Annotated in this window: 17 protein-coding genes; 6 read left to right on the top strand and 11 right to left on the bottom strand. The window is 41.7% G+C overall.

From position 1 onward, the window contains the following. Position 1 precedes the first annotated feature (1 nt). Both fabG and FRX45_RS08730 read right to left on the bottom strand, forming a co-directional pair. Complete coding sequence (fabG, locus tag FRX45_RS08735) at positions 2-757, bottom strand: 3-oxoacyl-[acyl-carrier-protein] reductase (protein WP_152268040.1); 756 nt, start codon at positions 755-757, stop codon at positions 2-4. A gap of 73 nt (positions 758-830) precedes the next feature. Further along, positions 831-2,339 carry a GH3 auxin-responsive promoter family protein gene (locus FRX45_RS08730; RefSeq protein WP_152268039.1) on the bottom strand — a complete coding sequence of 503 codons (1,509 nt, stop codon included), beginning with the start codon at positions 2,337-2,339 and terminating at the stop codon, positions 831-833. A gap of 221 nt (positions 2,340-2,560) precedes the next feature. Between FRX45_RS08730 and FRX45_RS08725 the strand changes: the two genes are divergently transcribed. Beyond that, on the top strand, positions 2,561-5,275 hold the full coding sequence (locus tag FRX45_RS08725) for a DNA methyltransferase (protein ID WP_152268038.1): 2,715 nt from the start codon (positions 2,561-2,563) through the stop codon (positions 5,273-5,275). After that, positions 5,272-6,921 (top strand): RNA-binding domain-containing protein, encoded by a 1,650-nt coding sequence (locus FRX45_RS08720; RefSeq protein ID WP_152268037.1) that lies wholly within the window; start codon positions 5,272-5,274, stop codon positions 6,919-6,921. The genes FRX45_RS08725 and FRX45_RS08720 overlap by 4 nt, the downstream gene beginning before the upstream one ends. A 397-nt stretch (positions 6,922-7,318) precedes the next feature. Here FRX45_RS08720 and lptB read toward each other — a convergent pair whose 3' ends face one another. Beyond that, entirely contained in the window at positions 7,319-8,116 is a 798-nt protein-coding gene (gene lptB / locus FRX45_RS08710; RefSeq protein ID WP_193311635.1) for an LPS export ABC transporter ATP-binding protein, read from the bottom strand. A gap of 218 nt (positions 8,117-8,334) precedes the next feature. Between lptB and FRX45_RS08705 the strand changes: the two genes are divergently transcribed. Next, entirely contained in the window at positions 8,335-9,288 is a 954-nt protein-coding gene (locus FRX45_RS08705; protein WP_152268036.1) for a methylenetetrahydrofolate reductase, read from the top strand. 299 nt (positions 9,289-9,587) lie between these two features. Here the strand turns inward: FRX45_RS08705 and FRX45_RS08700 are convergent, their stop codons facing one another. Together FRX45_RS08700 and FRX45_RS08695 are read right to left on the bottom strand one after the other, a co-directional pair. Further along, positions 9,588-11,540 carry a peptidylprolyl isomerase gene (locus FRX45_RS08700; RefSeq protein ID WP_152268035.1) on the bottom strand — a complete coding sequence of 651 codons (1,953 nt, stop codon included), beginning with the start codon at positions 11,538-11,540 and terminating at the stop codon, positions 9,588-9,590. Positions 11,541-11,630: 90 nt separating this feature from the next. After that, a complete protein-coding gene (locus FRX45_RS08695) occupies positions 11,631-13,058 on the bottom strand; it encodes a TlpA family protein disulfide reductase (RefSeq protein ID WP_152268034.1) in 1,428 nt (475 codons plus the stop codon). Between the two features lie 218 nt (positions 13,059-13,276). On the opposite strand from FRX45_RS08695, the gene FRX45_RS08690 reads away from it, so the two are divergent. Continuing rightward, a complete protein-coding gene (locus FRX45_RS08690; RefSeq protein WP_152268033.1) occupies positions 13,277-15,697 on the top strand; it encodes an alpha-glucuronidase family glycosyl hydrolase in 2,421 nt (806 codons plus the stop codon). A gap of 116 nt (positions 15,698-15,813) precedes the next feature. On the opposite strand, the gene FRX45_RS08685 is transcribed toward FRX45_RS08690, so the two are convergent. From FRX45_RS08685 to FRX45_RS08660, 6 genes are all read right to left on the bottom strand, one after another. After that, on the bottom strand, positions 15,814-16,797 hold the full coding sequence (locus tag FRX45_RS08685) for a Gfo/Idh/MocA family protein (protein WP_152268032.1): 984 nt from the start codon (positions 16,795-16,797) through the stop codon (positions 15,814-15,816). Positions 16,798-16,912: 115 nt separating this feature from the next. Further along, complete coding sequence (locus tag FRX45_RS08680; protein ID WP_152268031.1) at positions 16,913-17,728, bottom strand: HpcH/HpaI aldolase family protein; 816 nt, start codon at positions 17,726-17,728, stop codon at positions 16,913-16,915. Between the two features lie 9 nt (positions 17,729-17,737). After that, positions 17,738-18,913, bottom strand: coding sequence for a sialidase family protein (locus tag FRX45_RS08675; RefSeq protein WP_152268030.1), 1,176 nt, complete (start codon positions 18,911-18,913; stop codon positions 17,738-17,740). Positions 18,914-19,032: 119 nt separating this feature from the next. Next, a complete protein-coding gene (locus FRX45_RS08670; protein WP_152268029.1) occupies positions 19,033-19,347 on the bottom strand; it encodes a chaperone modulator CbpM in 315 nt (104 codons plus the stop codon). A gap of 16 nt (positions 19,348-19,363) precedes the next feature. Further along, the gene (locus FRX45_RS08665; protein WP_152268028.1) at positions 19,364-20,275 is read right to left on the bottom strand and encodes a DnaJ C-terminal domain-containing protein; all 912 of its coding nucleotides are present in this window, start codon (positions 20,273-20,275) and stop codon (positions 19,364-19,366) included. Between the two features lie 68 nt (positions 20,276-20,343). Then, positions 20,344-21,930 (bottom strand): hypothetical protein, encoded by a 1,587-nt coding sequence (locus tag FRX45_RS08660; protein ID WP_317163099.1) that lies wholly within the window; start codon positions 21,928-21,930, stop codon positions 20,344-20,346. Between the two features lie 606 nt (positions 21,931-22,536). Here FRX45_RS08660 and FRX45_RS08655 point away from each other — a divergent pair. After that, positions 22,537-22,947: a hypothetical protein gene (locus tag FRX45_RS08655; protein ID WP_152268027.1), complete on the top strand. Its 411-nt coding sequence runs from the start codon at positions 22,537-22,539 to the stop codon at positions 22,945-22,947. Then, positions 22,944-23,150: a helix-turn-helix transcriptional regulator gene (locus FRX45_RS08650; RefSeq protein WP_152268026.1), complete on the top strand. Its 207-nt coding sequence runs from the start codon at positions 22,944-22,946 to the stop codon at positions 23,148-23,150. Before FRX45_RS08655 ends, FRX45_RS08650 begins: the two co-directional genes overlap by 4 nt. The last annotated feature ends 111 nt before the right edge of the window (positions 23,151-23,261 follow it).

Here is a 23,261-nt window from a genome sequence, read left to right as displayed (position 1 = left end):
GCTAAGTATTCAAGCCACCACAAACGCTGATTGCCTGCCCGGTGATATAGCTGCTCCAGTCGCTGGCCAAAAAGAGCACCACATCTGCAATATTTTCGCCTGTTCCAAAACGGCCCAGGGGGATGCTGCTTTTGTATTTTTCCGCAGTATCTCCTTCTTTAAGATAACCGGTCATATCGGTTTCAATAAACCCGGGCGCTATAGCATTACAGCGGATATTGCGGCTGCCCATTTCTTTGGCAATGCTTTTGGTAAACCCAATAATACCTGCTTTACTGGCCGCATAACTGCTTTGTCCGGCATTACCCGTAATGCCAATGATAGAGCTCATATTGATGATGCTGCCACTTTTGGCTTTCATCATGGGTCGTATAACCTGTTTGGTCATATTAAATACACTTTTCAGGTTGGTATTTATTACTTCGTCCCATTGTTCGGCCGACATGCGGAGCAATAAGTTATCTTTTGAAATGCCTGCATTATTAACGCAGATATCAATGGTGCCAAATTCTTTGATCACATCATTTACAAAGGTTTCACTTTGTGTAAAATCGCCTGCATTACTCTGGTATGCTTTTGCTTTTACACCCAATGCCTGTAATTTTTCCTGCAGTGCTGCGGCTTTTTCGCTGCTGTTGTCACTAACATATGTAAAGGCAATATGAGCGCCATGTTCCGCAAGTTTAAGCGCAATGGCTTCCCCGATACCCCGGGCGCCTCCCGTTACAATAGCTACTTTGTTACTAAGTAATTTCATGAAGGTTTCTTAATTATTATTATTGCAAGATAACAGAAAGAATGTAAAGTAAGTATGGTTCTATAACAGCGGATTATGATTTGAACGCGAGAATTTCTTCAATAAGGGAACGTTCATTACTCAACCTTGGAACTTTATGCTGCCCGCCCAGTTTGCCTTTGCTTTTCAACCACTCATTAAAAAGCCCTTTGGGCATAATATGAAGCAAGGGTTGATGGAGGGCAATGTCTTTATAGCGCTTTGCTTCATAATCGCTATTTATGCTTTGCAGCGCCTTGTCTAATTCAAGTGTAAAATCATCGAGGCTGGCAGGTTCCTTATCAAACTCCACCAGCCATTCATGTGCGCCATTTCCATTATCGCTGAAGTAAACCGGGGCGGCCGTATAATCATTTACAATGGCGCCTGTTTTTTCGCATGCCATGGAAACCGCTTTATCGGTGTTGTCTACAATCACTTCTTCGCCAAAAGCGTTGATAAAATGTTTTAACCTTCCGCTTACCTTAATCCGGAAAGGATACAGTGTTGTAAACTGTATGGTATCACCCAATAAGTAGCGCCATAACCCTCCGTTGGTACTGATCACGGGTGCATAATTTTTACCTGTCTCCACATCTTTCAGTCCGATGGTCTGAGGATCTTCTTTTCCGTATTCTTCAAAAGGCATGAACTCCATGAATACCCCATGATCAAGATACAGCAACATGCCATCTTCGCCTGGTTTGTCCTGCGCCGCAAAAAAACCTTCGCTGGCATTATAGCTGTCTATATAGTAAATCTCCTTTCCTATTATTTTTCTGAACTGCTCCCGGTAAGGGGTAAACGACACACCGCCGTGAATATACAATTCAAGGGATGGCCATACTTCGGCAATGCAGCTTTTACCGGTAATTTGCAGTATTCTTTTGAATAACACCATTGTCCAGGTAGGCACTCCCGAAATAGAAGTAACGTTTTCCGCAATAGTGGTTTCAGCCAGCTTTTCAATTTTGGTTTCCCATTCATCCATAAGAGCAATAGACAGTTCAGGCGTACGGATCCATTGCCCCCACACGGGAGAATTTTGTAAAAGTACAGCGCTCAGGTCGCCATAATGGATCTCCTCATTTACCTGGTTAATGGTATGGCTGCCACCAATTACCAATCCTTTGCCAGTTAGCAGGTCTGAATCGGGATTGAAATTATAATACATGGTAAGGGTATCCTTGGCTCCCTTATAGTGGCAGTCTTCCAAGCTTTCTTCGCTTATGGGAATGAACTTGCTTTTATCGCTGGTGGTACCACTACTTTTGGCAAACCAGCGGATGGGCGTATTCCATAAAATATTTTCTTCGCCGTCCATCATGCGTTGTATGTAAGGCTTAAGGTCATCGTACTCATGGATAGGCACGGCTTTTTTAAAATCGCGTGTAGAAAATAAGGAAGAAAAATTGTATTTGCGGCCGAACTCCGTATACTGGGCCGAGGTAACCAGGTCCTGCAATACCTCCCGCTGTGAAGCTATGGGATGTTGTACCCAGGCTTCAATACGCCACAGCCGCATACGGGCCAATTGCGATATGGTTGTACTTAATATTCCCATTGGATTTTAGCAAAATAAAGCATTTACCAGAAATGAGAAACTAATTCTTTGCAGCGATTATTCTCCCGACATTTTCCTTTAAAATATTCATTATGGCAATTACCGATGGCTTTTCGTAATTGCTCCGGGTTGTGGTTTTTATATCTTTATGCAAAACAGTATAAAATATCAAAGCGGATAGGCTACATTGTGCCTATCGCAGATTTCAACTCTATAAGAAAATGAACAGCCACGAAATAGAAGATAACGTAAAGCGCATCTTTAAGAATTTTTCAAAAACAGATTTTCTTTTTGATTTGCTGTTGGCTTACGGCATTTCTAAAACTTCCATTACCAGGTTGAAAAATGGTGACTTCAATCTTTCAAAAGGGGAAGGAGAAGTACTGCATAAGAAAAAGATATTCTTCAAAGAAGAGGAAACCAACAAACTGCTCAGCTCCATTGATGCCATTTCTAAAGAAGAGCGGGTATTAAAACATAAGCCCCGTTTCGCCATTGTTACAGATTATAAAACTTTGGTGGCAAAGGACCTGAAGCTGGGCAGGAACCTGGATATTCCTGTTGAAGAGTTGCCCAAATATTACAGTTTTTTCTTACCGCTTGCAGGGAGCGAAGTATATCATTCCACCAATGACAATGAAGCCGACCGTAATGCAGCGTATAAAATGGCCCGGTTGTACGATGTGCTGGTAACAGAAAATAAGAATATTTATAATTCCAAAGAAAGCATTCACAACCTGAATATTTTCCTGTCAAGGCTATTGTTCTGCTTCTTTGCGGAGGATACGGAAATATTTGAAGAAGAAAGCATTTTCACCAATACCTTGGCCCAGCATACAGCCGATAACGGAAGTGACACACACTTGTTTTTAAACCGTCTTTTTGAACGGTTGAATACTGAAAACACCAAAGGTCTATCTGCACATTTGGCTACATTTCCCTATGTAAACGGCGGCCTGTTCAGGGATAAAATTGATTCGCCGGTTTTTACTGGTAAAGCGCGGAAAATACTGGTGGAATTAGGCGAACTGAACTGGCGCGACATCAACCCCGATATATTCGACTCCATGATACAGGCGGTGATAATACCCGAATACCGTAGCGACCTGGGCATGCACTACACTTCAGTTCCCAATATTTTAAAGCTCATTAAACCGCTGTTTCTGGATGAGTTGTATGAAGCATTTGAAAAGTATCAAAATAATGCGGCACAATTAAGAAAACTGATTGCCCGCATTGCCCATATCAAATTCTTTGACCCGGCCTGCGGCAGCGGTAATTTTTTAATTATCACTTATAAGGAGTTGCGGGTGCTGGAGATAAAAATCATACAGCAGATAATCGGGCTGGAGAAAATACCCTTATTTGCAGACGCTTTCACCACTTCCATTTCGCTGAACCAGTTTTATGGTATAGAATTAGACGACTTTGCCCACGAAATGGCTATCCTTTCCCTATGGTTAGCCGAGCACCAGGTGAACCGGGTATTTGATGAGCAATTAGAGGGCTATGGAAAATCCAAACCTATATTACCACTCAAACAAGCGGGTAAAATAGTGCAGGGAAACGCCGCCCGTATAGACTGGAAAGAGGTTTGCCCGATTGATAAAGATGATGAAGTGTATATTATTGGAAACCCGCCTTATTTTGGGGCAAGGTTGCAGGATAAAGAACAAAAAATGGATATGGCTATTGTATTCCGCGGGATTAATGGATACAATAATTTGGACTATATCTCCTGTTGGTTTTACAAAGCAAAAGATTACATAGAAGGGCTTAATGCAAAAGTCGCGTTTGTAACTACCAATTCAATTTGTCAGGGTGAGCAAGTAGCTTTGCTTTGGCCGCATCTTATTTCCGATAAAATTGAAATTGGTTTTGCTTATCAATCTTTCAAATGGTCCAACAATGCAAAAGGCAATGCAGGTGTTACCGTAATTATTCTAAGTTTTCGTAATGCTTCAAACGAGGCAAAGTATTTGTTTACAGGAAATATCAGAAGGGAAGCTAAAAACATAAACTCTTATTTACTGGGTTATGCCAATATTATTATTACAGGGAGAAGTAAGCCAATTTCTAAGGTTGCTGAAATGAGTTTTGGAAATATGCCAAATGACGGAGGATTTCTACTGTTAGAAGAAGACGATATGGCAAGGCTAAAAAATGAGAAATCAAGAAAGCTTGTTAAACCATTTATTGGAAGTTCCGAGTTTCTTAAGGGAAACCAGCGTTATTGTTTTTGGATAAATGATACTGAAAAGGAAGAAGCTATACAGATTCCAGAAATATCTAATAGCGTAAACTCAGTCAGGGAATATGGATTAAACAGTAGTCGGGAAGCTACACGAAAATTAGCGGCATCAGCACACAAATTCGGAGAAATTAGGCATCAATATTCGGATGCAATACTAATTCCAAGGCATTCTTCTGAGAACAGAGAATATATACCATTAGGTTTTTATAACGGTGATACAATTATCGCTGATTCTGCAATGGCCATTTATGATGCCCAACCCTGGCTTTTTGGAGTAATCCATTCCAAAATGCACATGGTTTGGGTACGTGCAGTTGGTGGTAAGCTGAAAACAGATTACCGCTATTCAGTTAAGCTGTGTTATAACACTTTCCCTTTTCCCGATATCACCCTTAAACAAAAAGAAAACCTGAACCTGTATGTGTTTACTATTTTAGATGAGCGCGCCAAACATCCCGAAAAAACAATGGCGCAACTTTACGATCCCAACAAAATGCCCAAAGGTCTGAGGCAGGCGCACGAAGAACTGGATAGAGCCGTAGAACAATGTTACCGCATACAGCCGTTTGCATCAGATACGGAGCGGTTGGAGTATTTGTTTAAAATGTATGAGGAGATGACAAAGAAAGATACGCTGTTTGCAAAACAGAAAAAACCGAGAAAAAAGAAAGAGGCGCAATGACAGACATACTCAACAAGCTATTGACCTTATCTGCCGAAAATGAGGTGGTAGAGTTTAAAGAAGCAAAGACCCAATATGACAAAGACAAATTGGGACAATATTTTTCTGCTTTAAGCAACGAAGCCAACTTAAAAAACACAGAAAATGCCTGGTTGGTATTAGGCGTAAAAAACGACAGGACGATTGTTGGCACTATCATCAACGACAACCAACTGAATGAATATAAAAACGAACTGGCACAGCATACCAGTCCACGGCTATCATTTGATAAAACAGAGCGGGTAGAAAAAGACGGCAAAACGGTAATCCTTTGTAAAATACCTGCTGCACCGCAGGGCCATCCTGTTTCCTGGAAAGGTCATTACTATGGCAGGAACGGGGAAAGCCTGGGTGCATTAAGCGACAGGGAGTTTGACATTATCCGCGTGCAAAACAAAGCCCTTGACTGGTCGGCACAAATAATTCCTATAGCTACCCTTGCCGACCTTTCAAAAGAAGCCATTGATTTTGCCCGGAAGCAATACATTGAGAAAAACAAAAAGAATGAGCAGGAAATCCTGCAATGGGATGATGTTACTTTCCTTAACAAAGCCAAAGTAACCATACAGAACAAAGTAACCAGAACGGCAATTCTATTGTTGGGTAAACCGGAATCAGACCATTTCATCAATCCGGCACAGGCAAAGATTTCATGGATACTGCGGGACAAGGACAATATTGAAAAGGACTATGCCCATTTCGGATGCCCGTTTATACTGGCGGTAAATGAAGTGAAAGATAAAATCCGCAACCTGAAATACAGGTATATAAAAGACGACAGCCTTTTCCCCGATGAGGTTGATCAGTTTGACCCCTACATTATCCGTGAGTCCTTAAACAACTGTATTGCCCACCAGGATTATACTTTGAACGGAAAAATAAATGTTGTGGAGCGGGAGGATGCTATGCTTACATTTATTAACGCCGGTTCATTTATACCGGAATCGGTAGAGCATGTAATAAAATCGGATGCGCCCGAATCAAGGTACCGTAACCCGTTTTTAGCCAATGCCATGCTCAATTTAAATATGATAGATACAACAGGCAGCGGTATAAAAAGAATGTTTGTTATTCAGCGGAAAAAGTTTTTTCCTTTGCCCGATTATGATTTGAGCAAAAATAAAGTGCAGGTAACTATCGTAGGCAGGGTGCTGGACCTGAAATACGCCATCAAACTGGCACAAATGCCTGACTTGTTGCTTGATGAAATTATGTTGCTGGATAAAATAGCTAAAGGTAAAAGCATCACCGATGAGGAGGCAAAGCGGTTGAAAGTAAAAAGGTTGATCGAAGGCAGAAAGCCCAATTATTATATCTCATCTTCTGTGGCCGGTGTAACCGGGGAAAAAGCCACTTATATTAAGCAGAGGGGATTTAAGGACGAACATTATAAGCGGATGATATTGGAATATATTGACAAATACGGTTGGGCATCCAAAACAAACATAGACGAACTGCTTTTAGATATTCTTCCGGCTGTTTTAAATGAAAAACAGAAGCTGAATAAAGTCAGGAATTTGATATATGCCCTCTCAAGAAAAGAGCATATTATTGAAAATCAAGGAACTATAAGATATCCTAAGTGGGTTAGAAAAGCTAAAACTTAGATGAACTTTAGTTAAACTTTAGATGAACTTAGTTAAACTTTAGATGAACTTTATAAGTAAAAATATCATAACTATTTGAATACCAATGCCGACATCGTTTAAGACAACTTTTGTTTAGACAGTCATTAGATAAAAAACAGGTTATGCCCGATTTAGTACGAGTAGAATACAGCCAAACCGGAAAAAGCAAAAAGACAAATGAACTGGGAATGCGCGAAATGCAGGAAAAAGCGTTCGCTGCCCGAACTGCGAATTATCTTTTGATAAAGGCACCGCCCGCTTCGGGGAAGTCGAGGGCATTGATGTTTATTGCTCTGGATAAACTGAAAAATCGGGGTATTAAAAAAGTGATTGTCGCCGTTCCCGAAAAAGCAATCGGCGCTTTCTTCTTTTTTAATCACTCACCGGGTTCCACTGTAGGGTATTCTCCAATCGCTTTGATGGCTTCTTCATGTAAATAATCTTTCCGCTTTAATTCAAAATTGCGGCCAAGGTAAAGTCGCTTTACATGTTCATCCTGGGCCAGTTCTTCGGCTGTACCGTGTTTAAATATTTTTCCATCAATAAGCAAATAGGCCCTGTCGCATATAGAAAGGGTTTCATTTACATTGTGATCGGTAATCAAAATGCCAATATTCTTATACTTCATGCGGGCAACCACCGCCTGTATATCCTCCACCGCAATAGGATCCACCCCGGCAAAAGGCTCGTCTAATAAAATAAATTTGGGGTCAACTGCAAGGGCGCGGGCAATTTCCGTTCTGCGCCTTTCTCCGCCGCTCAGGGAATCACCATTGTTTTTGCGTACATGGTGCAGGTGAAATTCATCCAGCAAGGCCTCCAGTTTTTGTTTTTGCTCTGCTTTGCTCAGTTTGGTTATTTCCAGTACAGCGGCTATGTTATCTTCCACACTCAGCTTACGAAATACAGACGCTTCCTGCGGCAGGTAGCCAATGCCCATCTGCGCCCTTTTATACATGGGGAGTTTGGTAATATTCCTGTCCTGCAAAAAAACCTGTCCTTCATCGGGCTTTATCAATCCTACCACCATGTAAAACGTTGTGGTTTTTCCGGCGCCATTGGGTCCAAGCAGCCCTACAATCTCCCCCTGCTTTACTTCTACCGACACCTGGTTTACCACTGTACGGCTACCGTATTGTTTTATTAAATTGCTGGTATGTATGGTGATGCTCAAATTATATGGGTTTCGGCAAAAATACAGGATAGCCGCTAATTGCTGGTATTTATGCTTTACACTTTAACAGGCAATTGGAAAGTGATTTTGCCATCACAGGCACGGTAAACGGCGCTAAAAATTGTTATTATTATCATTTATCGGCACAGCAGGGTATTCTGGTATGGCGTGTTTGAATTATGTTTGCACATTATTTTGAAAAAAGCACAGTTGGAACAATGAAAGTTACAGAGCACCTGCGCCAGGCCAAAGGAACATTGGTATCATTTGAAATATTACCTCCTTTAAAAGGTAAGACCATTAATTCTATTTATGACCACCTTGATCCGTTAATGGAGTTCAGGCCTTCTTTTATTAATGTAACCTACCACCGGGCCGAACACATTTTTAAGAAAAAAGCCGACAGCAGTTTCGAAAAAGTGGAGATCCGGAAAAGGCCGGGAACCGTAGGCATTTGCGCAGCCATTATGAACCATTATAAGGTAGATGCTGTTCCGCATCTTATTTGTGGCGGGTTTACTGTTCGTGAAACAGAAGACGCCCTGATTGACCTTTATTTTCTGGGTATAGATAATGTATTGGTATTGCGCGGCGATGCGGCAAAGAATGAAACTTTTTTTGAGCCGGAGCCCGAGGGGCACAAGTATGCCATTGACCTGCTGAAGCAAAGCGTAAACCTTAACAATGGCATTTACTTAGAAGAAAGTATCCGCAATGGCTTTCGCACTAATTTCTGCATTGGTGTGGCAGGCTACCCCGAAAAACATTTTGAATCTCCTAATGCTTCTACCGATATGCTTTATCTTAAAGCCAAGGTAGATGCAGGGGCGGAGTATATTGTAACGCAAATGTTTTTTGATAACCAGAAGTACTTTGAGTTTGTGAAAAACTGCCGGGATAATGGTATTGAAATTCCCATCATACCTGGTTTAAAACCCATTTCATCTATCAAGCAACTGAGTGTATTGCCCCGTACTTTTCATGTGGATATACCTACCGACCTGAGTACAGAAATACTGAAATGTAAAACGGATGCTGATGTAGAACTGGTAGGTACAGAATGGCTGAAGCAACAATCCATTGAACTCAAAAAAGCCGGAGTACCCGTATTGCACTATTACACCCTGGGTAAACCAAGGATAATTGAGAATGTGGTAAAGGAAATTATGTAGATTGGAAACAAAGCTTATAACCTGAATTCGGGATAAGGGTTAAAGTGCGTGTATGTCACCCTTTCAGGGTTTAATATTGCCTTTTGGTTGCTTTCTATAATAATCACACCACTTCGTGGTTATTTTTAAGTCCGAAGGACTGGAATAATTATAGGAAAATAAAATTACATCAACAAAACCGCGTAGCGGTGACATTCTTGTTTAAACGGGGCCCAGGTTATGAGGAACTTTATCCGCCACGCGGACAGGTTTGTTTCTTGTTATTTGTATTTTTTGGTTCTTTCTTTAAGCGTTCCTCTTTAATGCGCTAACGTTTGCAAAAGTTTTTCATTCACCTTTACGCGATACTTCTTCTTTAATGCCTTAATCCATTTTCCTTCAAGCACTGCCTGGTAATCATTGATCACCAAACCCCTTGCTTCATCAAAGCTTCTTTGCGCGGGTTTATTGTACACATTAAGTACATACATGAAATTGGTTGAACCATTTGCCGGATCTGTTATAAGTTCTGTAATTTGTCCTGGTCGTATATCTTCCTTAGCACCGGGAATCTGTCCCAGTTCAAACCTGGCCGAATCAGCAATGATCCTGCCGGCAGAGCTTTCAGCCAGTGTTCTCCATTTTTTAATGTAGTTTTTAATATCCCTGCTTATGTCTTCCGCTGTTTTACGGTCATCAGTTGTAAAAAATATGGCATTAACGCTGGGGCCCCAGGTATATTTTTCTTTGTGCTTTTCATAATATTGTTGCAGGCCTTTTTTATCTTTCGAAGCTTTACTCCAAACCTGTTGTTCCATTATTTCAAATAGCTGGTTCCCTTCCGAAAATTCGGTTAACTGGTTGCGGAAATCCGTGTTGTAGTCTTCAAGATGAGCGCGGTAATAATCTTTTGCCTGTAGTGAAACAAATGTTTTCATAATGGCCGGATAAGGCAGCGGGGACGATCTGCTGTATTTGTTCTTTTCTGTTTGTATATAGCTTAACCAGTCTTTTACTGTTGTATTTTCTTTGTCAAACGAAAACAAAACCGTTTGCTCATCGGCTCCTTTTGAAGGAATAAAATGATTACGCACTAAAAAGCTATCGGTAATTGACCATAGCAGCTCATCCTTATATTTTTTTTGATATCCTGTACGTTCCAGCATTTGTTCTGTAAACTGTTCGCCGGCAATAGAAACGCGGCTGTCCTGCAAAACGGCTTCCTTAAACAATGCTTCCGCTTGTGAACTATCGCTGCTTACAGGCAAATGTTTGATTCGTTTTACAAGGTGAATCCCATAAGCCGTTTCAAAAGGTGCGGAAATGTCTCCGTCATTTTTTAAGGAAAGAACAGCATTTTCAAAAATGGGATCGTAGCGACCCACGCCAAAATCGGGCATTAGTCCGCCGGTGGTAGATGCATTTCTTTCCGAACTGAACCGCTTTGCAAGGGATTCAAAATCGCTTCCCTGCTCTAACGCATTGTACAATGAATCCGCCAGCGTCTTTTTCTTTTGCCGTTCTTTATTTGACGCGGCCGGCGTATAAGCCAATAATATCTGCGCTGCCCTCATCTTTCCAAAGGCAGGTCTTTCTGCTATTTTTTTAATGATATGATATCCTGCCTGGCTTTTACAGGGCATGGAAAATGCACCGGTTTGAAGCGTATAGGCGACGGATTCTAACGGGTAGGGTAAGGAAAAGACGGTAATAAAACCAATATCACCTTTATTATTCTTTACTGAAGGATCAAGTGAATATTTTTCCGCGGTTAAGCCAAAGTCTGCCCCGTTTTTTAATGCCGCATAGGCTTTTTGTATATTTTGCCAGGCAGGCAGGGTGTCAACAGCATTGTTTCCTGCAGTAACCGAAGGGTCTTTCACGTAGCTTTCCTCAAATGGAATAAATATATGTGCTATGCGAATGTCTTTCCGGCTGCGGTTAAATGCTTCCTTCACGAGTATATGAATAATGCTGTCGTCGTTCAGGTAATCTGTTTCTATCTGGCGGCGAAAATTGAGCAGATCATTTTTTTGGCCCGGAAGCGTATCCATTTTAAGGTCTTTGGCTGCCTGTACCTTTAACTTAAATGCAATAAAAAGATTCAGGTAATCGCGCATGGCCTGCCCGCTTTTATCACCTGTGTTATTTTTATAGAAAGCCCGGAGAAATTCTTCTTTATCAACCTTATGCCTTCCATAAGTAAAAAGGGTTTGAGCGGAAAGGCAGGTTCCGGATAAAATAAGCAAAATAAAAATAACCGTTCTTTTCATATGACTATATCAGGTATGAGGTGAAGGGTGATTGGTTATTGTTTATTACCTGCTGATGTCCGATATTCCACCCTGCGATCTTATATTCCTTTATTTCATCTTCAATTGCAGCAAATCATCCAGTTGATTGTGGTTTAATTTTTTAGCAATGATGTTTTTATCTTTATCCAACAGGTACAACACGGGTGTTTGATACACATCGTATAATTGTTTATAGCCCGGTTTGCCTGCGGCGTATTCTGCATCTTTTACCGCCGGCAACTGGTATACATGGGTCCAGCCTTTGAGCTGGTGATCACGGATGAATTTCAACCAGGCTTTCTTTCCTCCGTCTGTCATTACGCCGTACATTTGAACCCCCTTCTTTTTCCATTTATTTTGAAAAAGAGAATCCAGTTGAGGCACTTCCGTTTGGCAATGGCCACAGGTAGGATCCCAGAAACAAATAACAATATATGGCGCTTTAATGCTATACAACGGTGCGGGCTTACCCGAGCTGTCCACCATATTCATGTCGGCGGCTTTTTCACCTATGAGGTTCGCCATTAGGCTGTAAGCACGGTCAAACACTGCTTTCCTGTATTTGTCATTAAGCCAGTAATCGGCTTTTCCCGGGGCATAATATCTTTCAAAAAGATTTACAAAAACAGCATCCTGCCCCATATACGTGGGATTGATGTATTTTTCCGTGAGTGATGAAAGAATAAATTTGAACATTTCCTTGTTGCTGATGGCTGCGTCTAAGATTTTATTGGCAGCCTTGCTCAGCGTATCGGGATGCTGCATCAGAACATTGCTGAAATATCTTTGCAGCCTGGGTTCAAAAACGGGGGTGCGCACCAAACGTTCATCTGTAAACGAAATTCCGTCCCAGTAGTGCTGTTTGTAATATTGATAGGCAAATGCCGAATCATATTTGCCTCCGGGGTGTTTGGACGCTTCCGGTACTTTTACTTCCTGCAATACATGAAAGATCGCACTCAACAAATGGGTAGGATGCGCTTTTATAAATTGTTCCCGGTATTGCTGCATCTCATCATTCAGCCTGGTAATTTCCGACTTTATCCTAACGGAATCCGGATTGGCCGGATTTTCCTTTAACTGCTTTTGTAATAAAAAAACAGATTTTCCTTTTTCCTGCGCCATCTTTTGGTAAACCTGGAACAACTGGTTATCGGAAGAGCCTGTGAACTGCGTTTTCCCAGGCAGATCGGTGGTGTCTGCAACAACCGAAAAATGCTGCTGCTTGTCTACCAGCATCTCAAACCAGCCATTCTTTCTGGGGAAGATAACCATGTACACGCCGCCGAATAATTTTTCTTTTCCTGAAAAAGTTACTTCGCTGTTGCTGTTGATGGCAGCGGAATCAATGATATACTGTTTACTTCCAAAGTGATGCCCGAGGTAGAGGTAGCCACTGGTAAATGGTTTGAGCGTTACCTTTATCTGATAGCCGTTTTGGGCAAATGCGGATAAACCTGCTAAAAGGAATAAAAAAATTAAAATACGGTTCTTCATGCTTTTACGCTGTAATGCCTGCAAATCTATTTAAAAAGGATATTGATACTGAGCAATTAACGTACTATTTAGATTTTTGTTGGGTTGAACTGTAATGGATAATATAGCAAACAATAAAAAGGGTATAGAATAAGTTTTCATTGCTCTGTAAGTATAATGACAATATTTTAAATATACTTGTATATCATTCATTATTCTTCTTTAAACCCAAAGCCGTTATGAAATGTTCAAAGCTGGTTGCCTGTATTGTTTTTCTGCTGACAGTATTTTCTTCTTATGCGCAGCATATAGATCTTTCCAAAGCCATTATATGGGTGAGCAGCGAAAAGCAAATATCACTGGAAAAGCCGGTTCAGGTATTGCGTGAGGAAATTCAGAAAAGAACACAGCTATTGCTTCCCGTTGTTACAAAACAGCCCGATGAAGGACAAACGGTTATTTATGTCCTTGCAACAGGCCGGGAATCTAAACTGCCTAAAACTATCCGGGAGGCGTTAGACGCCGTTGCAGAACCCGGTAATGAAGGCTTCAGGCTGCTGACGATAAAGGAGCAAAATGCTGTAGTAATAACGGCAAAGGACGCACGAAGTGTATTGTATGGTGTAGGGCGATTGTTGCGTAAAGCTGCCATGCGCCCCGGGCAATTGTTGATACCGGATAATCTTAAATTGTCAACCTCTCCCAAATATCCCATACGGGGGCACCAGTTGGGTTACCGTCCTAAAACCAATTCATACGATGCTTTTTCCGTAAAGCAATTTGATCAGTATATACGCGACCTGGCTTTATTCGGTGCCAACAGTATTGAAATAATGCCTCCGCGTACAGATGACGATGATACCAGTGCGCATATGAAACTCCCGCCTGTAAAAATGATGGTAGAACAATCAAAGATTGCCAAATCGTATGGCTTAGACGTGTGGATGTGGTACCCGAATATGGGGCCGGATTATACCAACAGGGATTCACTTAAGAAAGAAATGCAGGAGCGGATAGAAGTTTTTGCCGCTTTGCCAAAATTAGATCATCTCTTTGTTCCGGGTGGTGATCCGGGCGACCTTGAGCCTGATGTGCTTTTCGACTGGCTGGGAAAAATAGCAGTAGCACTGCACCAGTTCCACCCCAATGCCAAGATATGGGTTTCACCACAGGTGTTTCGCCCCAATCAAAAATGGTTTGATGATTTTTTTAAACATGTCAACAGCGGCTACCCGTGGTTTGGGGGCGTGGTATTTGGTCCGTGGGTTAAAATACCGCTGGCGGAATTGCGTAAGCTCGTAAAAGCGGAAATTCCCATCAGGCGATATCCGGATATAACGCATAGCTTAAGCTGCCAGTATCCTGTGCCAGACTGGGATGTGGCTTACGCGATGACCCTGGGCAGAGAATGTGTGAACCCCCGGCCTGAAGACGAAAAGCATATTCACAATATCCTGGCGCCCTATGCATCGGGCAGCATCAGCTACTCCGAAGGCACGAACGATGATGTAAACAAATTTATATGGAGCGACCAGGACTGGGATCCTGGTACACCGGCAATGGAAACATTGCGTGATTATAGCCGTTTGTTTATGAATGCTGATATTGCTGAGGAGGCGGCACAGGGCATTATGAGTCTTGAGAAAAATTTACGAGGGGCATTGCTCACCAATGAAAAAGTTGGACAAACGCTTCAGCAATGGCAACAAATAGAAAGTGAAGCTTCTCCCGAACTAATAAAAAATTTCCGGTTCCAGATGTGCCTGTTAAGAGCATATTATGATGCTTATATACAGCGCCGTTTAACGCATGAAAAAGCATTGGAGGCACAGGCGAAAGATATCCTGGAAAATGCAACCAGTGAAACTTCATCGGTTGCTATACTGCAGGCAAGGATGATATTGGAAAAGGCCGTGGAGGAACCGGTAGGACAAGCATTAAAGGAAAAATGCATGGTACTTGCCGATTCATTGTTTAGCAGCATTGGGGCGCAGCTTACCATTGAAAAGCATGGGGCCATGCCTGGCAGGGGTAATTTTATTGACAATATAGATTTACCGCTCAACAATGCGCCATGGCTGCTGGATCAGCTTTCGGCATTTGAAAAACTTGAGGATGATAACGAAAGGGTGGGTAAGATAAAAGAAATGCTTCACCGTACCGATCCGGGACCAGGTGGCTTTTATGATCATTTCGGATCAGTACAAAGCAAACACAGGTTAATTTCGGAAAAAACCTGGCAGGAAGACCCCGGAAGCCTGCAATCGCCGAGAATAAGTTTTGGGGTAGGTGTAATTGGAGAAGAATGGGTGCATGAAGTAAGATCGCAGGGTTTTTCGGGACAAACCACGCCAAACGCGTGGATGAGTCAGATCAATACTTTATATGATACTCCCTTAAAAATCCGGTATGATAACTTAGATACAACAGCCACTTATAAAATGCGCATAACTTATACCGGCAGATTCAGGTCAAAACAAAAGCTGGTGGCCAATGACAATATTGTTATACATGATTTTATACAAACCGGCGAAAAACCCGTTTATGAATTCGAGATTCCAAAAGAAGCCACTTCAGGCGGACAGGTAACTTTTACCTGGACATGTGGCGAAGGGCAAAGAGGATCGCAGGTAACAGAAATTTGGCTGATGAAGAAATAATACGGCATTCGCCCGGAGGCAGACCGGGGTGAAGTGGGTTGCAGGTCGCAGGTTGCATGGAACCTGCAACTTGCACCCTGTAACTTGTACAGGTTCCACCTCTCACCAACACTTTACTATTTAGCAGTAATCCAATCCATAATCAAATTGGCTCGTGCGCCGGTTTCGCCGGTACTGGGGCATTTGCCTTCTCCCCGAAGCTGTTTTACAATAGTTTCCAGCAGGGGTTGCTGCACGTGTTGAGGATAAGGAATATCATATTCAACTATGCCTTCCGGAGTTTCTACCACTATTTTACTGCTTTCAAAAAACGAAAAGCTGATCTTTCCTTTTGAACCAATGAGTTGTGACTGATCAATACGTTGCTCTTTGTTAACCGTATAACACCAGCTTCCTGTTCCTATAATGCCCGATTCAAATTCAAAATTGGCTACTACAATATCATCGGCTTTGTATAAACCGGCCTGGTTGCGCGATATACCCTTTGCATATTTTACGGGACCGAAAGCATATTCCAAAAAATCGAACTGGTGTGAGGCCAGGTCATGAAAATGCCCTCCTCCTGAAATTTCCGGGAATACACGCCAGCGGGGTTGTGGATTTTCACCTGTCTCTTCACTATAAGGCTGCCAGTGCAATGCTATAATAATGCAACGGATATCCCCTATCACTTTCGCGTCAATCAATTCTTTCAATTTCACAAAATAGGGTAGGGTACGCCGGTAGTAGGCAACGAAAAGCGGTATGCCCGTTTCCCGGCTTACCCGGTTCATGGCTTCACATTCAGCAAAGTTGCGTGCCATGGGCTTTTCAACATATACCGGTTTGCCGGCCTGCATAGCTTTAGCTGCATATTCAGGATGCACATCGGGTGGGGTGGCAATATATATGGCATTAACATCAGGATCGTTGATCAGGTCATCCACGTTATCATACCATTTGGGTACATTGTGTCTTTGAGCGTAATCCGCTGCCTTTTCCATTTTTCGCGCCATTACCGCAACTAATTTTGAATGTGGTACTTTATTGATGGCCGGCGCGCCGCTCTTCTTTTCGGTTACATTACCGCAACCTATCATACCCCATTGTATTTCCTGCATATGTTTGTGTTAGTTGTTTAAAATAAGGTGAAGAAGCAGAAGTTAAAAGAGAAAGCACCGTACGGGTTTGCCCGCTAACCTGCAACTTGCAACCTGTATAAGCCATCCCTTTCTTTTACACCACCGGCACATCTTCCTGTATTGCTGTATCATCGTTTGTAGTGTCGCCAATCGCTTTTTTTATAGCGTTTATATCGGCATTTAGTTTTTGACTAAACAAGGCAATGTCTGTACTGTGCACTACAATGTTTACGCCTTCCTTTACCCATTTTGCCTGGCGTTGGGGCTCAAGAGAAAAATGAATAGCAATAGACAGTCCTTTATTTCTTGTGGTATGAATGATATGTTTAACCGCTTTTTCAAATTCAGGATGGTCGTACTGTTCGGGTATGCCCAGGCTGATGGACAGATCGTGCGGACCGATAAATACGGCGTCTAATCCCGGAACACTTAATAAAGCATTCAGCTTATTTATGGCCGGAACGCTTTCAATATTGGCAATGCATATATTGCCCTTGTTGTAATTATCTAAATAGGCTTTCATTTCCACAGACAGCACCTGCTCTCCGTTCAATACCTTTTGCAATACTTCTCCTTTAAGCGGACGGAATTTTGTTGCGCCCACCAATTCCCTGATCTGCTCCACCGATTCTAAGTAAGGAGCAATAACTCCTTTAGCGCCACCATCAATGCACTGGCACGCTAAATAGGGGTCAGGGGAGGGAATACGTACTATGGGTGTTATACCGTATGCCTGCACATTCTGGCATATCTTTGCCATGTCGGCCCGGTTCAGCGCGGTATGCTCTGTATCAATAAACGCGAAATCAAGTCCGGCATTTTTTAAAACTATCGGCCAGCCTGGCGCTGTTGAAGTGAAACAGGTGCCGTATACATTTTTGCCACTTTTTAATTTTTGCAACATATCCATATGCGTATCTTATTTCGTTATTTTTTCAGGGTCTACTACTGCATACTTAATAGATTTTGCTTTTTCTCCGCTATGCCAGGAATAGGTCATATGCAATAGCCCGTCCTTAGCCTGTATAAGTGACGGATAAGAATACCTGCCATTTTCTTTTGGATGATCCTCGATCCTTGTTTTCCATTTCCATGTTTTTCCCTCATCGTCCGATATATAAAGGCTTAGTATGTATCTTCCGTCATCAATATCATTGCCCAGGAAGGCCCATTTACCATCTTTTAATACACAAATTTCTACACTGGCAGAATTGGGTATAGCTGTTTTTACAGAAGCCGTCCAGCTTTCACCTTCATCCGCCGACTGGCTGGTATGCACCCTGGTGGGCGAATCACCACTATCACGCATAAACGCTACAATAGTACCATCTTTTTTTTGTGCCAGCGCAGGTTGTATAGGCCCTCTGCCTACGATGGGCAGGCTGGGCCGCCAGGTTTCACCATCGTCGTCAGAAATGGCTACCAGCGACATATTAAATCCATCAGAGTATAATGGGAGTAATATTCTTCCCTTATTGGTGATTAATGGTTTTATACGGGTCATCCATCCTATGCTGCGTTTGCGAACGTCCTTGCTCGCTTCAATGATCATATCATCGTATTCAGGCGCATACTCGGCCCAGCCATGTCGCAGAGGGGGCATTTGTTTGAATTGAGCTGCCGTCTCTTTGGCAAACCTGTCATCGGGTTTCAGGAGGATATTATCCTGCCAGTTCCATACGGGGGCTCCCGGTTTAAGATAATCAGAAGATGTTTTATACCGCAGTATGGAATATTCCCAACGGTTAGCCTGAACGGCAATCCACACTAAAAACAATTTGCCTTTTTTGTTTAGAAAAAATACGGGATTGCAATCTGGCAGTCCGGGTGTATCGGCCAATAAAAAAGGCGTGCTCCATTTTTGCTGTCCCTGTTTCAACCTGGCTCCCATGATCTTTACATCATCGGCGCTCCTTTCGCCACTTCCATAAAACCACGCGGCTAAATAATCACCATTGGGTAATGCTACCAGTGTGCTGCCATGAACATGTTTGTCCTGGGCGGGAAAGATCAGCCCGGATTCGACTACCGGCGACTGCGGAAAAACAAAATGGGCAAGAAAAGAAAAAATGATAATGAATGCCGGCTTTTTCATTGAAGATGATTAATAGTATTGTATTGATTGCGAAAAGCCGGATCGGAATGCAGATACATCACCTGGTTTACTTTTCAGGAAACGTTGATACACGTTAAAAGAGCAAAGTACCCTGCCACTCATCCCGAATGGTAATCCATAGCGTTTCCTATTTGCAATTTATTTTTAAGCTCAGTTATTTCTTCCTGCATATTTTTCACTTTAAGCAACAGGTGCGCAATAGCATCAATTCCCTCCATATTTATACCCAACTCATAATGCAGGCGTATGAACTTTTCCAGGTCTTGCAACCGTGTGTTGTGTATGAATTGCTTTTCTTCAACAGAGATTACTTCAATTAACCCATACTCATTCAGCGACTGTATAAATGTTAGCTCAATATTATAATGTGTGCAACATTCTTCGGGAGTAACCAGGTCTTCAATATTTGACATAAGAAATGATTTAGTATTAAGATTGAGACAATTCCCTGAATAAGGCCTTTTGCTTTTCGGTAAGGTTAACCGGTATTTTAATAAGCCATGTTATAATCAAATCACCATACGAGCCTTCTTTTTTATATACCGGAAACCCTTTTCCCTTTAATCTTGTTTTGGTGCCATTTTGTGTTTCGGGTTTCACTTTTAATTTTACTTTGCCATCCAGGGTATCTATAGTTTTTTCTCCGCCCAGCAATGCGGTATACAGATCGAGTTCCACGGTAGTATATAAATCATTTCCCAGCCGTTTAAAAACAGGATCTTCCGAAATGTGGAACGTGATGTACAGATCGCCTGGCGGACCCCCGTTAACACCAGGCCCACCGTGTCCTTTGAGCTTAATGTTTTGCCCATTAGTAATGCCGGCAGGGATGGTAATGCGGATATTTTTGTTATTGATCGTGAAAACTCGCTGGTGCGTGGTATACGCTTCTTTTAAACTTATTTGCAGTTCTGCATTATAATCCTGCCCGCGGAATTTTACCTGGCTTCGGCTACTCCTTCCTCCTGCTGAACCACCACTAAACATGGAATTAAAAAAGTCTGAAAAATCTCCCGAAGAAAAATCTCCGCCAAAAGATCCTTCCTGTGCGTATGGATTATAGCCCGTACTTCCTGCGTTTTGTTGCGAACGCCTTGCCTTTTCGTATTCTTCCCCATGTTGCCAGTGCTCGCCGTACTGATCATATTTTTTCCTTTTTTCAGGGTCGCTCAATACTTCATTCGCTTCATTAACCTGTTGAAATTTTTTATTCGCATCCTTATCGTTCGGATTAAGATCGGGGTGATATTGGCGTGCTAATTTCCGGTATGCTTTTTTAATATCTTCGGCGCTGGCGGATTTATCCAGTCCAAGTATCTTATAATAGTCAATGAATTCCATAAAACGAACGTATATAGTTTATTAAACCGGCGATAAATGTACTAAAAGAATAGGTTTGAAAAAGAGGTTCAGGAAGCCTTATGCAATACTTTAGGCGTTTTAACTGCACTGCGGTTGCTTTGCAAATGCTTTTCATGAATAATGGCAGCCAGGGGTTTGCCGTATACTTTGCTTTCCACCCAGGAAATAACGTCTAAGTAGGCAAAAGCCCGGGTTTCAAAACGATTTTTTTCGAGATGCTTTATCTTATACAGAAATTTTTCCAGTTCAGGCTTTAACTGGCGTGGAGAAACACGAAATGAGCTGCGCAGGAAACGAAACATCTCTTCCTCAACAACAGTAAGGTTTTTCATTTTGGCCATGAACCGGTAAACCGATTTTATAAGCGATTCAATGATTTCGTCATTACCCAGTTCATAATGCGCCATCAGGTGCATCAGCCGGGCATAACATTGTAAATCATTGCGGAGATCAAGCGGGCCATTAATTATTTTTTGCAGGTAATCAATGGCGTTTTCATACTGTTCAGCGCCAAAATATAAAGTGGCGATCTTGTAGTTAAAAACCAGTATACGGTGCCGGTCTACATAAAGCGCATATTCCTTAAGGTTAGCTTCAATTTCAGGGACAAGTGCCAGCCCTTCTTTAAAAGTTCCTACCATCAGGTGCCAGTTCACCTTTGCAATGTTGATATAGATAGAAGTATGGATGCGAAAATTATCGTGATGCCGGGCAACAGGTGTTTTTGCGAATGCTTCAAATTTGCGCAGAGTGCCCTGGAATTTCCTGTAATTGCGGAGATCAAAATGGGCATTCAGCAAATTGTGCACACCCTTTATAAAGTGGCCTGTCTCCACAGCGATCATGGTAGGGTTCGCTTCGAATAAATTGATCCATTTTTCGCTGTAACGGTAATACATCAGGAAATCCTGGCGTATAAAGGCGTACCAGCAATAACTTTGATAGAGATAAAGGTTTTCGTAAAAGCCGTTTATGGCGTGAATGTCGTCAGGAATATTGCTTTTAAAAAATGCCCTGATGTCCTTCTCATCCTCCACATTACGCGCATGTCCGAACTTAACGTACCAGCGGTAAAGCAATAAGGCCAGGTTAGACAATCGTGTTACCCTGTCAATGTGGGCGCTGATGGCCAATGCTTCCGTGGCAAGATCTTCTGTTCTTTCAAGCGTACTGCGGGTAATATGAAGGGTTTCTATTTTTTTTTCAAGAGAAATAACCTGGGCTAAGAAATTGAATTTCTGGTTGGTTTTGGCCAATTCTTTGGCTTTTTCCAAAATCCTGAGACTTTGAATTTTCAGCCCCTTATTATACAGTAAACGGGCGTGATCGAGGTGCTCACTCAGTTGAAGATCAGTATTTTCGGTGGTTTTAAGCAGACGCAGGCTCGATAAAAGTTGTTTGTACAGGTGCGTTTTTAAATTAGCCAATTGCGGCTTGGTAACGCCTTTAAGCTTTGAAATCAGCAGCTTTTCATCGTATTCGTGCAATTTCTCCAGCGCATCAAACAATTGAATGATCTTCAGGTCTTCTTTACCGGAGCTTCTCTTTATATAGAGTTTAAAATGTCTTTTTTCCGACTTTTCAAGGGAACGGACCAATTGAAATAAAGCATCTGTAAAACTGTTGGGCATCATAATAAAAATTTCCTGAAACTCAGTACCACAAAGGGTTTTGCATTACTGCACCCCTTTTTGGCATGATAAAATTACGAACAACTTGTTTTGCAGGGCAAAAATTCGTGTACTACTTTTACATCAGCAAATGAGGAAAGAGAAAAAGGCAAGCAATCGTGAAGCAAGAAACTGGCAAGTGTTAGAGGCATCTAAATGAAAGCAGAAACGCTGCAATCATTTACAGAACAAGACTTATTAAGAATTTTCATATGGCAAGCAATCGTTAGAGGTCATCTGTTTCTACAGAAGACCTTTTTTTTATTTCAGTGCCAAATCTACAGTAATTTTTCTTTAAAATTAATTTTTCCTTAACTTTTTATTTTGTGTGTTTGACACATCGGTAATCTCCTTTTCAACCAAAGACATATCTTCTTTTTCTTTTCCGGCATTTTCACATCTTATGTAAAGCATAACCAGTTAACAATCAAAGCCAAATACATTAAGTCCATCCCGACCCACACTTAGCCTATTGCGTAAAATTTCAATGTTCCTTTCTTATTTAAAAGGAAAATAAATTTTTCATAATGTAAACTATACATTACACTTGGTAATGTAAAAATTACTTTTATGAAGCATAATTCCTTTCCTTATTCATATTGGACAAAAATTTTAGGGCTATTGATCATTATCGCAGGAGTGATCAGCTTTTTCCAGCAGTATCATAAAAAGGGAATTTTCGATACAAATGAATTGGCCATCGGACTTAGCTGGGGGCTTGTTTTTATCTTTTTTTCCAAAGAAAGAACAGATGACGAAATGATACATGGGCTTAAATTTAAGGCATTGACAAGGGCTATTATTGTAGCATTTTTTATTACTCATCTTTACAATTACCTTTTTCTAAACTGGCGTTTCAACAGGGAGCATGATATGATCCTTTCTATTTCCGCTTATCAATTTTTGGCCCTAACGCTCATTATTGCCACAATAAGCTTTCATTATTTGAAGCATCAGGCAACTTTAAATGAAACTGAATGAAGAATCTTATAAAAGTTGAGCGGGCAAGGCATAATATGACGCAGGCAGAATTAGCCGAAAAAGTGAAGGTCGCCCGGCAAACCATCATTGCAATTGAAGCCGGCAGGTTTGTTCCTTCTACAATGTTAGCCTTTAAAATTGCCACGGTACTTCATTGCAAAACAGACGAAATTTTTGAGCTTGAAGACATTGCTGTCCGGTAAAAATAGAATAATTCTTTTTTCAAACGGCTGGTTGCGGTTTTGCGGTTAAGATTTGGCTGTTTAGTATTTTCCAAGCCCCTATGTTGGAAATAAGGAAGGATTAAAAAGTTC

The organism is Agriterribacter humi (genome assembly GCF_009192765.1).
In the GTDB taxonomy this organism is placed as follows: Bacteria; Bacteroidota; Bacteroidia; order Chitinophagales; family Chitinophagaceae; genus Agriterribacter; species Agriterribacter humi.
The sequence above is the reverse complement of the archived record's forward strand: the minus strand, read 5'-3'. Positions and strand labels throughout refer to the sequence as shown.

Bases quoted from the DNA above. Each gene is read 5' to 3' on its own strand.
- FRX45_RS08700 (WP_152268035.1), bottom strand. From the start codon at position 11,540: ATGAAAAGAACGGTTATTTTTATTTTGCTTATTTTATCCGGAACCTGC.
- FRX45_RS08665 (WP_152268028.1), bottom strand. From the start codon at position 20,275: ATGGAATTCATTGACTATTATAAGATACTTGGACTGGATAAATCCGCC.
- fabG (WP_152268040.1), bottom strand. From the start codon at position 757: ATGAAATTACTTAGTAACAAAGTAGCTATTGTAACGGGAGGCGCCCGG.
- FRX45_RS08670 (WP_152268029.1), bottom strand. From the start codon at position 19,347: ATGTCAAATATTGAAGACCTGGTTACTCCCGAAGAATGTTGCACACAT.
- FRX45_RS08695 (WP_152268034.1), bottom strand. From the start codon at position 13,058: ATGAAGAACCGTATTTTAATTTTTTTATTCCTTTTAGCAGGTTTATCC.
- FRX45_RS08720 (WP_152268037.1), top strand. From the start codon at position 5,272: ATGACAGACATACTCAACAAGCTATTGACCTTATCTGCCGAAAATGAG.
- FRX45_RS08730 (WP_152268039.1), bottom strand. From the start codon at position 2,339: ATGGGAATATTAAGTACAACCATATCGCAATTGGCCCGTATGCGGCTG.
- FRX45_RS08685 (WP_152268032.1), bottom strand. From the start codon at position 16,797: ATGCAGGAAATACAATGGGGTATGATAGGTTGCGGTAATGTAACCGAA.
- FRX45_RS08725 (WP_152268038.1), top strand. From the start codon at position 2,561: ATGAACAGCCACGAAATAGAAGATAACGTAAAGCGCATCTTTAAGAAT.
- FRX45_RS08705 (WP_152268036.1), top strand. From the start codon at position 8,335: ATGAAAGTTACAGAGCACCTGCGCCAGGCCAAAGGAACATTGGTATCA.
- FRX45_RS08650 (WP_152268026.1), top strand. From the start codon at position 22,944: ATGAAGAATCTTATAAAAGTTGAGCGGGCAAGGCATAATATGACGCAG.
- FRX45_RS08655 (WP_152268027.1), top strand. From the start codon at position 22,537: ATGAAGCATAATTCCTTTCCTTATTCATATTGGACAAAAATTTTAGGG.
- FRX45_RS08675 (WP_152268030.1), bottom strand. From the start codon at position 18,913: ATGAAAAAGCCGGCATTCATTATCATTTTTTCTTTTCTTGCCCATTTT.
- FRX45_RS08690 (WP_152268033.1), top strand. From the start codon at position 13,277: ATGAAATGTTCAAAGCTGGTTGCCTGTATTGTTTTTCTGCTGACAGTA.
- FRX45_RS08680 (WP_152268031.1), bottom strand. From the start codon at position 17,728: ATGGATATGTTGCAAAAATTAAAAAGTGGCAAAAATGTATACGGCACC.
- FRX45_RS08660 (WP_317163099.1), bottom strand. From the start codon at position 21,930: ATGATGCCCAACAGTTTTACAGATGCTTTATTTCAATTGGTCCGTTCC.